The 242-nt window shown below is 39.3% G+C and carries 1 pseudogene; it reads left to right on the plus strand.

The window, feature by feature from the left end:
- Positions 1–242: pseudogene (locus ACWA1B_RS23435) on the plus strand (alpha/beta fold hydrolase); the annotation flags it as partial.

A 242-nucleotide genomic window follows, 5' to 3' on the forward strand; every position in this document is an offset into this window, starting at 1 on the left:
TTTACGACTTCCCTATTGCATTCTACGGATGGAACCGTGAAGGACAAGAAGTCCAAGAAGGAATCAAACAAAATTGGTGGCGTCAAGGAATGATGGGTTCTGTATTATCGCACTATGAAGGAATTAAAGCATTTTCTGAAACCGATTTTAGAGAAGATTTAAAGAGTTTAGATATTCCCGTTTTGGTTTTACACGGAGAAGACGACCAAATTGTTCCTTACAATCAAGCGCCAAAGTCAGCT

The sequence above is a fragment of the Flavobacterium xizangense genome (assembly GCF_054075145.1).